11 protein-coding genes are annotated in these 15032 nt (G+C 70.3%); all 11 read left to right on the forward strand.

What is annotated here, in order from left to right:
• Window positions 1-64 precede the first annotated feature (64 nt).
• The 11 genes from Q8A52_RS45060 to Q8A52_RS45110 all read left to right on the forward strand — a co-directional run bounded on the left by Q8A52_RS45060 (window position 65) and on the right by Q8A52_RS45110 (window position 15026).
• Window positions 65-2758, forward strand: a complete 2694-nt coding sequence (locus Q8A52_RS45060) for a helix-turn-helix transcriptional regulator (protein ID WP_316763621.1) — start codon at window positions 65-67, stop codon at window positions 2756-2758.
• Window positions 2759-2894: 136 nt separating this feature from the next.
• The gene (locus Q8A52_RS45065) at window positions 2895-4247 is read left to right on the forward strand and encodes an aminotransferase-like domain-containing protein (RefSeq protein ID WP_408649367.1); all 1353 of its coding nucleotides are present in this window, start codon (window positions 2895-2897) and stop codon (window positions 4245-4247) included.
• Between the two features lie 84 nt (window positions 4248-4331).
• Complete coding sequence (gene dpgA, locus Q8A52_RS45070) at window positions 4332-5471, forward strand: 3,5-dihydroxyphenylacetyl-CoA synthase DpgA (RefSeq protein ID WP_316763623.1); 1140 nt, start codon at window positions 4332-4334, stop codon at window positions 5469-5471.
• A 23-nt stretch (window positions 5472-5494) separates the two neighbouring features.
• Complete coding sequence (gene dpgB / locus Q8A52_RS45075) at window positions 5495-6148, forward strand: enoyl-CoA-hydratase DpgB (protein ID WP_316763626.1); 654 nt, start codon at window positions 5495-5497, stop codon at window positions 6146-6148.
• Window positions 6145-7452: a (3,5-dihydroxyphenyl)acetyl-CoA 1,2-dioxygenase DpgC gene (gene dpgC, locus Q8A52_RS45080; RefSeq protein WP_408649368.1), complete on the forward strand. Its 1308-nt coding sequence runs from the start codon at window positions 6145-6147 to the stop codon at window positions 7450-7452. The genes dpgB and dpgC overlap by 4 nt, the downstream gene beginning before the upstream one ends.
• The gene (gene dpgD / locus Q8A52_RS45085; RefSeq protein ID WP_316763627.1) at window positions 7449-8258 is read left to right on the forward strand and encodes an enoyl-CoA-hydratase DpgD; all 810 of its coding nucleotides are present in this window, start codon (window positions 7449-7451) and stop codon (window positions 8256-8258) included. Before dpgC ends, dpgD begins: the two co-directional genes overlap by 4 nt.
• Before the next feature lie 181 nt (window positions 8259-8439).
• A complete protein-coding gene (locus tag Q8A52_RS45090) occupies window positions 8440-9933 on the forward strand; it encodes a tryptophan 7-halogenase (RefSeq protein ID WP_316763628.1) in 1494 nt (497 codons plus the stop codon).
• A gap of 318 nt (window positions 9934-10251) precedes the next feature.
• Window positions 10252-10461: an MbtH family protein gene (locus tag Q8A52_RS45095; RefSeq protein ID WP_316763629.1), complete on the forward strand. Its 210-nt coding sequence runs from the start codon at window positions 10252-10254 to the stop codon at window positions 10459-10461.
• A 69-nt stretch (window positions 10462-10530) separates the two neighbouring features.
• Window positions 10531-12651, forward strand: coding sequence for an ABC transporter ATP-binding protein (locus Q8A52_RS45100; RefSeq protein ID WP_408649369.1), 2121 nt, complete (start codon window positions 10531-10533; stop codon window positions 12649-12651).
• 222 nt (window positions 12652-12873) lie between these two features.
• Window positions 12874-14799 carry an HAD-IIIC family phosphatase gene (locus Q8A52_RS45105; RefSeq protein WP_316763637.1) on the forward strand — a complete coding sequence of 642 codons (1926 nt, stop codon included), beginning with the start codon at window positions 12874-12876 and terminating at the stop codon, window positions 14797-14799.
• Entirely contained in the window at window positions 14796-15026 is a 231-nt protein-coding gene (locus Q8A52_RS45110; protein WP_316763639.1) for an acyl carrier protein, read from the forward strand. Before Q8A52_RS45105 ends, Q8A52_RS45110 begins: the two co-directional genes overlap by 4 nt.
• The last annotated feature ends 6 nt before the right edge of the window (window positions 15027-15032 follow it).

The raw sequence follows: 15032 nt of genomic DNA on the forward strand, positions 1-15032 counted from the left end.
CGTGCCCGGCCCCGCAAGGTTAGATTCAGGCCGGAGAGTGCACACATGGGTACGGGGGGTATCTGTGAAGCTCGGCGAGCGCGACGACGCACTTCAGTTGCTCGAGCGGTTGTACGACGGGTGTGCGGGCGGCAGGGGGGCCGTCGTCCTGACCAACGGCCCCGTGGGGAGCGGGAAGACGGCGCTGGTCAGTACGTTCGCCGAGCGGGCCGTCGAACGGGGCGCGCTGTACGTCTCGGTGACGGCCTCGGCCAGCGAGCAGCTCCATCTGTTCGGCCTGGCCCACCAGTTGGTGACGGCCATGCGCGCGGTGGGGATGGCCATCGATCCCTTCGCCGCCGAGGACGTCGGCGTCACCGTATCCGGCGACCGCGCCCAGGAGACCGGGCGGGCCCCGATCGGCCTCCTGCAGCGGATCTTCCGGACGGTCCGCGAGTACTCCGAGCGGCAGCCGCTCGTCATCGGCATCGACGACGTGCACTTCGCGGACGAACCCTCGCTGCAGTGCCTGCGCTACCTCATCCGCCGTATCGACTCCTCGGCGGTCATGATCGTGATGAGCGAGAGTTCGTGCCACGATCGGCAGCTGGCACGGTTCCACGCGGAGATTCTGCACCTTCCCTACTGCCACCAGATCAGGCTGGCCCCGCTGACATGCGCCGGCATCGCCGAACAACTCACCGAGCGCCTCGGCGTGGAGCCGGCCCCCGGTGACGTCGATGCCTGGGCCGAGGCCGGCGGAGGCAGCCCTCTGCTGCTGAACGCGCTGCTCGAGGACCTCTCGCCGACGAAGCGGGAAAGGGCAGTGCCGGAGCCCGGCGAGTCCTTCCGGGGCGCCGTCCTGCGGTGCCTGCACCGGGGCGATGCGTCGATGCTGGCGGTCGCCCGCGTCCTGGCGGTGCTCGGCGAGTCGGCCACGCCCTCGCTGCTCGGCGACTTCCTCGGGGGCGACGCCAGGACGGCGCACTGGAGCATCGCGGACCTGACCGCGGCGGGCCTGGTCTCCGGCGTGCGGTTCCGCCACGAGTACGCCCAGCTTGCCGTCCTGGCCGACATTCCGGCAGAGGAACTCCCGGTGATGCACGGCCGGGCCGCCGAACTGCTGCACAAGTCGGGGGCCTCGGCGGTGGCGGTGGCCGAACAGCTCATGGCCGCCCACGACTCCGAGGGCTCCGTCTGGCGCGTCGACATTCTTCGGGAGGCCGCCCGCGAGGCCATGTCCGCGGGCGACGTCCAGACCTCGGTCGACTACCTGCGCCATGCGCTGGCCATCTGCACGGACCCGGAGGGGGAGGCGCAGATCACCGCGGCACTTGCCGACGCCCAGTGGCACATCGACCCGGATATTGCGGGCCGGCACCTGCAGCATCTGCACCACCTGGTGCGGGTCGGGATGCTCAGCGGCGAGGAGGCCACGATACCGGTCAAACTGCTGCTGTGGCGGGGCGAGTTCGCCCGCGCCGAAGAGCTGCTGAGGAGGATCGAGACCAACGAGCGGACGACCGGCGGCCGTTCACCCGAGGGCGCCACAGCGCCGGACGTCCTGATGGCCCGCTTATGGTTGTCCCTCTGCCGGCCCGCGTCGGCACGCGACACCACGGAGGACGGCGCAGACGTTCCGTCGATGTGGTCCGGTCCGGTGTCCGCACCGGCCTGCAGCACCCTGCTGGCGAGACTGACCTGGGACGGCGAGGAGATCCAGGGCGCCGACCAGGTGCTGCACCGCGCCCGCGCCGACAGCCCGCTGGCCTCCACCCTGTTCGCACTGGTCGTGCTGATCCAGTCGGACCGGGTGGACGACGCGGTGCTCTGGACCGGGCGGCTGCTGCAGGAGCCGTGGATCGCGCGCGTGCCCGTGCGGCGCGCCCTGTTCGAGACCGTACGGTCGGTGACGGCCCTGCGCCGGGGCGAGCTCGCGGAGGCGGAGGCCTGCGCCCGGACCGCTTTGGAGGTCGTCGCCCCGTCGGCGTGGGGTGTGGTGGTCGGCCTCCCGCTGGCGCTGGCGGTGCGGGCGGCGACCGAGCTCGGCGAGCTGGACACCGTGATGTCGTACGTCAGCCTGCCCGTTCCGCCGGTCATGTTCGACACTCCCTTCGCGCTGCCCTATCTCCAGGCGCTCGGGCGGTATCACCTGGCCATGGGCCGTCCGCACACTGCCCTGACGAACTTCCAGAACTGCGGCGACCTGATGTCGCGGTGGGGGCTGGACGCGCCCGACCTCCCGGACTGGCGCAACGACGCCGCCGCCGCCCTGGTCGCCATGGGCAGGACCGGCGAGGCGCGCGAGCTGATCGAGGAGCAGCTGTCCCGGCCCCTCGGCGAACGCTCCAGGGTCCGGGGGATCGCCCTGCGCCGCTTGGCGGCGGCGAGCGAGCCTCCCGAGCGCCCGGCGCTGCTCCGGGAGGCGGTGCGGATCTTCGAGGCGTGCGGCGACCGTCTGGAACTGGCGTACGCACGGGCCGAGTTGGAGGAGGCGCTGGCGGCCCCGGACGAGCGGCTCCGGCACGAGCCCTCCCGGCCCAGGACTCCCGGGGAGCCCGCCGCGGGCGGCGGGAAGGAGCCCGCGCCCGTACGGGCCGAACTGACCGACGCCGAGCGCAGGGTCGCGGCCCTCGCTGCCGAGGGACGGACCAACCGTGAGATCGCCGGCCGGCTCTTCATCACCGTGAGCACCGTCGAGCAGCATCTCACCAAGATATATCGAAAACTGAATGTACGAAGGCGCGCCGACCTCCCGACGTTCCCGAATAGGCAGTGAGAATAAATCGTAGCCCCCCGGGCCATGTCCAAGTGCGCCTTTCGCGCGGTTGGACGGCGTTGGCGGAACACCTGAACGCGTGTGATTCTTGCGCGGAAATAGGCTTTCCGTCGACCGATGCCTCATGGGGGAATACATGGCCGGACCCGTCATGCCGGAATTCCTTGCCGGGACCAGCCCGGCCGCACCCACCTCCCTCCTGCGGAAGGCGGATCTGCACGCGAGTGTGTCCGATCCGGTCCTGGACACGATGAACTTCCTCAACGAGGTCACCCATCGTTATCCGGACGCCATCTCCTTCGCGCCGGGCCGCCCCTACGACGGGTTCTTCGACAGCGAGCAGATCTTCACCCATATCCGCCGCTACCTCGACCACCTCGTCGAACAGGGCGCCTCGGTGGAGGACGTCCGTACCGCGATGTACCAGTACGGACCCACCGCGGGGCAGATCCGCGAGATCATCGGCGACTCGCTCCGGGCCGACGAGAACACCGACGTCCCCGCAGAGTCGGTGGTGGTGACCGTCGGCGCGCAGGAGGCCATGCTGCTGGTGCTGCGCGCGCTGATCTCCGGGCCCGACGACGTGCTCCTGGTGGCCAGCCCCTGTTACGTGGGGATCACGGGTGCGGCCCGGCTGCTGGACGTCCGGCTGCGGGCGGTCGAGGAACGCGAGGACGGGCTCTCCTGCACGGACCTGGAGAAGGCGATCGTGGAGGAGCAGGCGCTCGGCCGCCGGCCGAAGGCCTGCTACGTCGTCCCCGACCACTCCAACCCATCCGGGACCACCATGTCCGCCCGGACCCGCGCCGAGCTGCTCGAACTCGCCACGCGACACGACATCCTGATCATCGAGGACAGTCCCTACCGCAGGGTCAGCCCCGGCTCCCCGCTGCCGACCCTGAAGTCCCTCGACCGTGACCGCAGGGTCGTCCATCTCGGCTCCTTCTCCAAGACGATCTTTCCCGGGGCCCGGGTCGGTTTCGCCGTCGCCGACCAGCTGGTGGTGGACGAGGCCGGGCGGACCACGCTGCTCGCGGACGAGCTCGCCAAGATCAAGAGCATGGTGACGGTGAACACCTCCTCGCTCAGTCAGGCCGCCGTCGCCGGCGCGCTGCTGGCTGCGGAGGGCAGGATCTCGCAGCTCAACGCGCGGGCCGCCGCCTACTACGGGGACGCGCTCAAGGCCACGCTGCGGAGCCTGGACGCCCATCTGCCGGCCCGTCGCCGGGAGGCGCTGGGCGTGCGCTGGAACGAGCCCACCGGGGGCTTCTTCCTCACCGTGCACGTCCCCTTCCGCGCGGACAACCCGGCACTCACCAGGTCCGCACAGGAATTCGGTGTCATCTGGACGCCGATGAGCTATTTCTACCCGGAAGAAGGAGGCCACCACGCCATCCGGCTTTCCACCAGTTATCTGACGCCCATGGAAATCGACGAGGGCACGGCGCGGTTCGCACACTTCGTCGAGTCCGAAAGCAAGTCGTCGTGAAGGAAGAAAGGTGACAGCAGTGACCAGCAACACGACCAGGAAACGACTGCGGAGCAAACCGCGCATGTGGGGGTGGACTTTCCGATGACCATCGACATCGAATCTCCGGTGACGACCGCGCAGCTCCTGGAGAGCGGCGCTTTACCGGGCACGCAGTCGCCGCCGCGCCCGAGGATCGTCGGCGTGGGAACGGCCACCTCCCCCACGTCGTACACCCAGGAGGAAGTGCTCGAGGCGTTCGACATCACCGATCCCAGGATCCGCTCGCTCTTCGCCAACAGCGCCATCGAACGCCGCTACCTCACCCTGCCCGACGAGGACGACGACGGCATCCGCCACCCCGAGCCGCAGGGCGACCTCCTCGACAAGCACAAGGCACTGGCCGTCGACATGGGAGCCGAAGCCCTGCAGGCCTGTCTGAAGCGGGCCGGCGCACAGCTCTCCGATCTGCGCCACCTGTGCTGCGTGACCTCCACCGGCTTCCTCACCCCCGGCCTCAGCGCGCTGATGATCCGCGAGCTGGGCATCGACCGCCACTGCAGCCGGTCCGACATCGTCGGCATGGGCTGCAACGCCGGACTGAACGCCCTCGGCGTCGTGGCCGGATGGGCCACCGCACACCCCGGCGAACTCGCCGTCGTGCTCTGCGCCGAAGCCTGCTCCGCCGCCTACGCGATGGACTCGACCATGCGCACCGCGGTCGTCAACAGCCTGTTCGGTGACGGCTCGGCGGCCATCGCCCTCGTCGCGGGCGGCCAGGACGACACACCCGCGGAGCCCGAGGGCCCGCGGATCATCAAATTCGCCAGCTGCATCATCCCCGAGGCCTTCGACGCCATGCGCTACGACTGGGACCGGGCCCAGAACCGGTTCAGCTTCTTCCTCGACCCGCAGATCCCCTATGTGGTCGGCGCGCACGCCGAGATCGTCGTCGACCGGCTGCTGCAGGGCACGGGACTGCGCAGGAGCGACATCGCGCACTGGCTGGTGCACTCCGGCGGCAAGAAGGTGATCGACGCCGTGACCGTCAACCTCGGGCTGATCCGTCACGACCTGAGGCACACCGTCGGGGTGCTGCGCGACTACGGAAACGTCTCCAGCGGCTCCTTCCTCTTCTCCTACGAGAGGCTCCTCGAGGAGCGGGTCACCCGGCCCGGCGAGTACGGGGTGCTGATGACCATGGGGCCGGGTTCCACCATCGAAACGGCGCTGGTCCAGTGGTGACCGCGGGGGGAGTGAGGGACGACATGACCGCACTGACGATCGACGGGAGAGAGCCGCTGTCGGCGGCCGCCGTCAACGCGCTCGACGAGATCTGCGACCACGCCGAGGACCTGCCCGGCTCCGGGACGGTGGCCCTGCACGTCACGGGCGCCCCGAACCCCGACTGGACCGGCGCCCTGACCGTCGGCCTGGTCACCAAGTGGGAACGGATGGTGCGCCGGCTGGAACGGCTGCCCGCGGTGACGGTCGCGGTGGCGTCCGGCGACTGCGGCGGACCGGCCCTCGACGTGCTCCTGGCCACCGACCTGCGGATCGCCACCCCCGACACCCGGCTGCTCGTTCCGCTCGACGGCGACGCCACCTGGCCCGGCATGGCAGCGCACCGCCTCGTGCAGCAGGCGGGCGCCGCCCGGGTCCGCCGTGCCGTGCTGTTCGGCACCCCGATCCCCGCCCCCGAGGCGCTGGCGCTGGGGCTCCTCGACGAGCTGGCCGACGACCCGGCCGGCGCTGCCGAGGCCACGGCGGAGCTCGCCGCCGCACTGTCCGGCAAGGAACTGGCCATCCGCCGCCGCCTGCTGTTCGACGCCGTCTTCACCAGCTTCGAGGACGCGCTCGGCCAGCACTTGGCGGCCTGCGACCGCGCGCTGCGCAGGGCCACCGCAGAGGAGGCGTCGTGACACCGGCCCTCGCGGAGCGGCAGCAGGCCCCCGCCCTCTGGCCGGCCCTGACCGACGCCGCCGAGCACGTCGAAAAGCTCACGCAGTCCCTGCCGAGTCCGAGCGCGCGCACCCCGGAACAGCGGGCCGAGGCCGCCGCCGCGAAGGACAAGGCCCGCGCGCAGCGCACCCGTTTCCTCGACACGCATGTGGACGCCGTGTACGACCGGCTCACCGAAGGCCGCTCCCGCAGCCTGCGCCTCGACGAGCTCGTCGAGGCCGCCGCGGACGCCTTCCCCGCGTTGGTCCCATCGAAGCGGCAGCTCGCCGACGAACGGGGCCGGCCGCAGGCCGACAAGGAAGGGCACGAAATCGACCAGGGCATCTTCCTGCGGGCGGTCCTCAGGTCCGAAGCGGCCGGCCCGCACCTGCTCGACGCGATGCTCCGGCCCGTCCCCCGGGCGCTGCGGCTGCTCCCCGAATTCAGGCGCACCGGGGTCGTCGAGATGCAGGCCGTGCGGCTGGAACGCCGGGACGGCGCCGCACGGCTGACGATGTGCCGGGACGACCGCCTGAACGCCGAGGACAACCAGCAGGTCGACGACATGGAGACCGCTGTCGACCTCGCCCTGCTCGACCCGGATGTCCGAGTGGGGCTGCTGCGCGGTGGGGAGATGACCCACCCCCGCTACCGGGGCAGACGGGTGTTCAGCGCGGGCATCAACCTCAAGTTCCTGAGCTCCGGGGACATCTCGCTGGTCGACTTCCTGCTGCGCCGCGAACTCGGCTACATCCACAAGATCGTCCGGGGGGTGCTCGCCGACGGCCTGGGCAGCTGGCACTCGCCCCGCACCGAGAAGCCCTGGGTGGCCGCGGTGGACGGCTTCGCCATCGGCGGCGGCACCCAGCTGCTGCTGGTGTTCGACCACGTCCTCGCAGCGTCCGACGCCTACTTCAGCCTGCCCGCAGCGAAGGAGGGCATCATCCCGGGCGTCGCGAACTTCCGGTTCAGCAGGTACGCCGGACCGCGGCTTTCCCGCCAGGTCATCCTCGGCGGCCGCCGCATCCGGGCCGCGGAGCCCGACGCACGGCTGCTGGTCGACGAGGTCGTGGAGCCGGACGAACTGGACGCGGCCGTCGAGCGCAGCCTGGCGCGGCTCGACGGCGACGCGGTGCTCGCCAACCGGCGGATGCTGAACCTCGCCGAGGAGCCGGAGGGCGCGTTCCGCGCGTACCTGGCCGAGTTCGCGCTCCAGCAGGCGCTGCGCCTGTACGGCGAGGACGTCGTCGACAAGGCCGGCCGGTTCGCCGCGGGGTCGGCATGAGCCCGGCCGACGACCGTTCGCGGGTGCGCTACGAGAAGAAGAACCACGTCGCCCGCATCACCCTCGACCGTCCCCATGTGCTGAACGCGATGGACCTGCGCATGCACGAGGAACTCGGCGGGATCTGGGACGACGTCGAGGCGGACGACGAGGTGAGAGTCGCGGTGCTGACCGGGGCGGGTGACCGGGCCTTCTCCGTCGGGCAGGATCTCAAGGAGCGGGCCCGCCTCACCAGGGAGGGAACGCCTGCGACGACCTTCGGCAGCCGGGGACAGCCAGGCTGGCCGCGGCTCACCGACCGGTTCACCCTGTCCAAGCCCGTGGTCGCACGTGTCCACGGCTACGCGCTGGGCGGCGGTTTCGAACTGGCCTTGGCCTGCGACGTCGTCATCGCCTCCGACCAGGCGGTGTTCGGCCTGCCGGAGGCCAGGCTCGGACTGGTCCCGGGGGCGGGCGGCGCCTTCCGGCTGATCAGACAGCTGCCCCAGAAGATCGCCATGGGGTATCTGCTCACCGGCCGCCGACTCGACGCGCGGACGGCCCTGCGGCACGGGCTGGTCAACGAGGTGGTTCCGGCGGGCGGGCTGGACGACTGCGTCGAGGAGTGGACGGCGGACCTGGTCCGCGCCGCGCCGCTGTCGGTACGGTCCATCAAGGAGGCCGCCCTCAAGTCCGTCGACATGCCGCTGGAGCAGGCGTTCACCGCCGAGTACGTCTGGGAGGAACGCCGCCGGCGCAGCAGCGACGCCGCGGAAGGAGCCAGGGCGTTCGCGGAGCGACGCGACCCCGTCTGGTCCGGCCGCTGACCGCCCCACCGGGCCGCCGGCGAACGACCGAACCGCCGGGGGCCTTTCGCCATGCACCGAATCGCCGACGGGTCCTCCCGGCGCTGTCCAACCGTGCAAGGACATCGGTTGGCTGCGTTCCGGGTGAAGGCACAGCATGGGCCGGGCGCCGAATTGAGCAACGACAACAGGAGGCAGTCACATGGGTGTTGAGGGCCCTGAGGAATTCGATGTCGTGGTCGTAGGAGGCGGCCCCGGTGGGTCCACGCTCGCCGCGCTCGTCGCGATGCAGGGACATCGGGTCCTGGTCCTGGAGAAGGAGACCTTCCCGCGGTACCAGATCGGTGAGTCGCTGCTTCCTTCCACCATTCACGGCGTCTGCAAGATGACCGGGGTCACGGACGAGCTGGCGAAGGCGGGATTCACGCCGAAGAAGGGCGGAACATTCCGCTGGGGCGCCAATCCGGAGCCCTGGACCTTCTCGTTCTCGGTCTCTCCGAAGATCGCCAGCGCGACCTCGCAGGCGTACCAGGTGGAGCGGTCGAAATTCGACGAGATCCTGCTGAACAACGCCGTGAAGAAGGGGGCAGAGGTCCGCTTCCAGGTGTCGGTGACCGATGTCGTCGAGGAGGGCGACCGGGTCACCGGTGTCACGTACACCGACGCCGACGGCGGCGAGCACCAGGTGCACGCATCGTTCGTGGTGGACGCCTCCGGAAACGGCAGCCGAATCCACAAGCGGGTGGGCGGCACCCGCGAGTACTCGGACTTCTTCAAGAGCCTGGCGCTGTTCGGCTACTACGAGGGCGGCAAGCGCCTGCCCGCGCCGAATTCGGGGAACATCCTGTGCGCGGCATTCGAGAGCGGCTGGTTCTGGTACATCCCGCTCAGCCCGACCCTCACCAGCGTCGGGGCGGTCGTCAGGCGGGAGAATGCCGACAGGATCCAGGGCGACCCGGAGAAGGCCATCCAGGCCCTCATCGACGAGTGCCCGCTGATCAGCGAGTACTTGGCCGACGCCACCCGGGTGACGGAGGGCCAGTACGGCCAGCTGAGGGTCCGCAAGGACTACTCGTACCACCAGACGAAGTTCTGGCGGCCGGGTCTGGTGCTGATCGGCGACGCCGCGTGCTTCGTCGACCCGGTGTTCTCCTCGGGTGTCCACCTGGCCACCTACAGCGCCCTGCTGGCGGCCCGTTCGATCAACAGCACGCTGGCCGGCCTGGTCCCGGAGGACGCGGCGTTCACCGAGTTCGAGGCCCGCTACCGGCGTGAGTACGGCGTGTTCTACGAGTTCCTGATGTCCTTCTACGACATGCACGTGGACGAGAACTCGTACTTCTGGTCGGCGAAGAAGGTCACCAGCAACCAGCACACCGAGCTGGAGTCCTTCGTCGAGCTCGTGGCCGGCGTCTCCTCCTCGGAGTTCGCCCTCCAGGACGCCGAGTCCGCCGCGGAGCGGATGAAGTCCCGGTCGGCGGAGTTCGCCACCGCGATCGACCAGCTGGCCGCGAGCCACGAGGAGAGCATGGCCCCGCTGTTCAGCTCCTCGGTCGTCCGCCAGGCGATGCAGGAGGGCGCCCAGGTGCAGAGCCGGGCCTTCCTCGGCGAGGACCTCGGCCCGGATGCCCCCATGTTCCCGGGCGGCTTGGTCACCTCGAACGACGGCATGCTCTGGCTGCCGGCCAAGTCCTGACCAGCGGCCCCCGGCGGGCGGGAGTCCTTCCGCCCGCCGGGGATGTCCAAGTGCGCGGGGCGGGCATGGACGGAATCCTCCGGCCCCGTACATGATCTGTGTCCAACCGGCCGGATCGTCCGGTCGGACACCGCGCCCGGTCGCCCGGAAAGAATGTGCAGGCGGCCCGGAGAAATAGCTGGGCGAGGTCCCCTTCCAAGGATTCTCAGCCTCCTTTTTTGTGTGCGCAAAAGGGCTTCATGAGCCGGTTGCCGCGTCAGGATCGCCGTGGTTATCGTGAGGCGATCCGATGGCAGGTTCCATTGAATAGGAGTGGTCATGGCCAACCCCTTCGACGACGAGAACGGCACTTTCCTCGTCCTTGTCAATCACGAGGGTCAGCATTCTCTCTGGCCGGCGTTCGCGAATGTCCCGGCGGGCTGGGACACCGTGCACGGCGAGGACAGCCGGGAGGCCTGCCTGAAGTACATCGAGGAGAACTGGACGGACATGCGTCCCAAGAGCCTCGTCGCCGAACTCGGTGAGTAGAAAAGCACCGTACGGAACCGAGTACGCGACCCGCAGGGCGAGAAACAGAACCAAGGAGGTTCTTGCGCGATGCTAGGAGGCCCGGGTCCCGGAATCATGATTCGGGGGCTCAATGCGGACGCTTCGCTGACCAAGCAGAAAATCAAACCCGGCACGGTCAAGCGAATTCTGCCCTATGCCCGGCCCTATCGCGGGCGCGTGGTATTCCTCGTGGCGCTCACCGCGCTCAGCGCGGTCATCACCGTGATGACGCCACTGCTCTTCAAGTTCCTCATCGACGACGGAATCATGAAGAACGACCGCGGCACGGTCGTCGCCATCGCGTCGGCCGCCGGCGGGCTCGCGCTGCTGGAGTTCCTCTTCGGATTCGTCGAGGGCCGGGTCTCCGGCCGCGTCAGCGAGGGCTTGATCTACGACCTGCGCACCCAGGTGTTCAGCCATGTGCAGCGCCAGCCCATCGCCTTCTTCACCCGGGCCCAGACCGGATCGCTGGTCAGCCGGCTCAACACCGATGTGGTCGCCGCCCAGCAGGCGGTCACCTCACTGCTGTCCACCGTCGTCTCCAGCGCCCTGTCCCTGGTCCTGGTGCTGGGCACGATGTTCTACCTGGCCTGGGCCATCGGCATAGTGGCCGTACTGGTGCTGCCGCTCTTCGTCCTCCCGGGCAGGATCGTGGGACGCCGGCTCCAGCGGCTCACCCGCGAGAACATGCAGCTGAACGCCGAGATGGGCTCGATGATGAACGAGCGCTTCAACGTCTCCGGGGCGCTGCTGTCCAAGCTCTACGGACGCCCCGACGACGAGAGCGGCCGCTTCGCCGAACGCGCGGCCCGGGTCCGTGACATCGGCGTGGTGACCAGCGTGTACGGGCGGATGCTGTTCCTGACGGTGACACTGCTCGGCTCGCTCGCCACCGCCGTGGTGTACGGACTGGGCGGCTCCCTCGTCGTCGACGGAACCTTCCAGCTCGGCACGCTCGTGGCCCTGGCCACGCTGCTCACCCGGCTGTTCGGCCCCATCAACCAGCTGTCCAGCGTGCAGGCGAACGTGATGACCGCGCTCGTCAGCTTCGACCGGCTCTTCGAGGTCCTCGATCTGAAGCCGCTCATCGCCGAGCGCCCCGACGCGCGGACCCTGCCCGCCGCGGGCCCCGAAGGCAGGGCCCTGGAGATCGAGTTCGACAAGGTGTCGTTCCGATACCCCGCGGCCGCCGACGTCTCCCTCGCCTCGCTGGAGTCCATCGCCCTGCCCCTGCCCGAGCGCGCGGCGAACGCCTGGACCCTGCGCGAACTCAGCTTCACCGCCCCGGCCGGCAAGCTCACCGCGCTGGTCGGCCCCTCCGGCGCGGGCAAGACCACGCTCACCCAGCTCGTACCGCGTCTGTACGACCCCGACTCGGGGACCGTACGGATCGGCGGGCAGGACGTGCGGGACCTGACGCTGGCGACCCTGCGCGACACGATCGGCGTGGTCACCCAGGACGCGCACATGTTCCACGAGACCATCCGGGGCAACCTCCTCTACGCCCGGCCGGATGCTGCCGAGGACGAGCTGATCGAGGCCTGCAAGGCGGCCCAGATCTGGGATCTGATCGCCTCGCTGCCCGACGGCTTCGACACGGTGGTCGGAGACCGCGGCTACCGCTTCTCGGGCGGCGAGAAGCAGCGCCTCGCCATGGCCAGGCTGCTCCTCAAGGCCCCGTCCGTCGTCGTGCTCGACGAGGCCACCGCACACCTCGACTCCGAGTCCGAGGCGGCCGTCCAACGGGCCCTCAAGACCGCGCTCGCCGGCCGTACCTCGCTGGTGATCGCCCACCGCCTGTCCACCGTCCGAGAGGCCGACCAGATCCTGGTCGTCGACGAGGGCCAGATACGTGAACGCGGCACCCACGACGAGCTGATGGAGCTCGGCGGGCTCTACGCGGAGCTGTACCGCACCCAGTTCGCCCGGCAGACCTCCCCGAACGGGGAGGCCCCGGTACCGGCCGAAGCTCGCGACGGACACGGATCGATGACGCCGGGACTCGGCGCCCCACCACCCGGCGCACACGGGCCCGTCCCGGGCCACGGCCCGGGCCCCGGAGGCCACATGGGCCCAGGTCGCGGTCCCGGCTTCCCGGCGATGCCCGGCCCGGGCGGCCCCGGCAGACAGATCATCGGCGGCCCGCCACCCGGCCCGCACCCGGGCTGAGCGCTCCGCCGGAAACGCCGCGATGTGCCGTCGGGTCGTCTGCGGGTCAGCCGGGGCTGGTCGCGCCCCGCGGCGGAGCCGCACATCGATGGAGCCCCGCGCCCCTTCGGGGCACTGCCGCACCGTACTTCGCCGGATCCGCTTGGCCCACAGGCCCACAGGCCCACAGGCCCACAGGCCCGCATCGCACGACAGCCCGTACGAGAGAGAGGGGGGAACTCGATGGACACGGCCGGCACGAACCAGACGAACCACACCACCGGCACGGCCCGCCCGGCCGCGCGGCCCTCGGCCGATCCGCTGCTGGAGCTGGCCGGGGACGGCCGACTGATCGCGGAGTACCCGCGGGTCCAGGAACTGCTGGCCGGGCTGGACGCCCAGGAGGTGCTGCGGGCCGGCCGGGCCCTGGCCCGGCTCGACCCGGAGGAGATCGCCCGGCGCCACCCGGCCGTGCCCACCGTCACGGTCGGCATCACCGGCCACGGCACGCTGTCGGCGCTCGTCCCGGCCCTGACCGGCCAGCTGGCTCGGCACGGTCTGTTGCTGCGGCCCGTGCTGGGCGACTTCGACGGCTACGTGTTCGATCTGACCGATCCCTCGAGTGCCCTCTACGCGGCCCGCCCGGACCTCGTCCTGTGCGTGCTGGACCCGGCGGTCGTCTTCGACCAACTGCCCGTCCCCTGGCGTCCGGAGGACGTCGAGCGGGCCGCCGCCGACCGGCTGCGGATCATCGAGGGGCTCGCTGCCCGGTTCCGGGCCGCCGGCCACGGCACCCTGGTGCTGAACACCATGCCCCTGCTGCGCAACCACACCGCGCAGTTGGTGGACGCCAGGTCACGGGCTCGGCTCGGCGCGCTCTGGCGCGAGGCCAACGCGCGGCTGCTGCGGCTCGCGGCGGACGATCCGGCCGTCGTCGTCATCGACCTGGACCCGCTGCTCGCCGACGGTGTCCCCGCCTCCGACGCCCGGCTCAGCACCTACGCCAAGGCGCACCTGACCCCCGAACTCCTCTCCGAGTACGCCCGGGAGACCGGTCACCTGGCCCGGCAGCTGACCGGGCGTACCAAGAAGTGCCTGGTCCTCGATCTCGACGACACACTGTGGGGCGGGGTGCTCGGCGAGGACGGCGTCGAGGGCATCGAGGTCGGGGACGGCTACCGCGGCGAGGCCTTCCTCGCCTTCCAGCGCGTGGTCAAGCAACTCGGCTCGCAGGGCGTGCTCCTGGCTGCGGTCAGCAAGAACGACCCCGGGCCGGTCCGCCAGGCCCTGCGCACCCATCCGCGCATGGCCCTGCGCGAGGACGACTTCGTCCGGGTCATCGCCAACTGGGAGCCCAAGCACGACAATCTCACCGCCCTCGCGGACACCCTGGGCCTGGGCGTGGACAGCTTCGTCTTCGTCGACGACAGCGCCTACGAACGCGGGCTCGTACGGCGGGAGCTGCCCGGGGTCGCGGTGGTCGACCTGAACCGTGAGCCGGCGGCGCACATCGGCGCCCTGCTGCACGACGGCTGGTTCGATGTACTCGAACTGACCGGGGAGGACGTGGCGCGGGCGTCCCGGTACCGGGACGAGGCCGCGCGCAAGAGCTTCCTGGACGGCTTCGATTCGATCACGGACTATCTGCACGCCCTCGACGTGACCGTGCGGCTGTCACGGGTGACGGAGGCCGAGGTTGCCCGGGTGTCCCAACTGACGCTGCGCACCAACCAGTTCAACCTGACCACGGTGCGCCTGCAGCCGCAGGACGTCCGGGACCTGGCGAAGGACCCGGCCGCGCTGGTACTGGCCGTCCACGCCCGCGACCGGTTCGGCGACAACGGGCTCGTCGGCGCGGTGCTGGCACGCCGGGACGGCGCCGCCCTCACGATCGACAACTTCCTGCTGAGCTGCCGGGTCTTCTCCCGCGGCATCGAGGAGACCTGCCTGGCCCGGGTGCTCCGGCACGCCAGGGACACCGGGGCCGAGGAGGTGCGGGCCGAGTACCGGCCCAGCGCCAGGAACCACCGGGTCGCGGGCTTCTATCCGCGCCATGGCTTCGTCCGGACGGCCGCGGACGACACCGCGGTGACCTACCGCCACGGGCTGACCGGCATCGCGGAGCCGCCGGCGCACGTTCGTCTCGTCGAGAGTTTCGAGGAACTGTGAACACCATTGGGGACTTCGTCGCCCTCGTCCGCGACGAACTCGGCATGCCGATCACCGTCGACGACGTCGACCGGGAACTCAACGGCCTTCCGGGCTGGGACTCGATGCACCTGCTGTGGCTGGTCTCCCTGCTGGAGAAGCGGACCGGCCGGGCCGTCAGCGTGATCGACCTCCTCGAGGCGCCGAACCTTGCACACATCTATGACCTGGCCACGGCCGACAAGTAGGCGGCG

This window comes from Streptomyces herbicida, from assembly GCF_032656585.1.
Classification (GTDB): domain Bacteria; phylum Actinomycetota; class Actinomycetes; order Streptomycetales; family Streptomycetaceae; genus Streptomyces; species Streptomyces herbicida.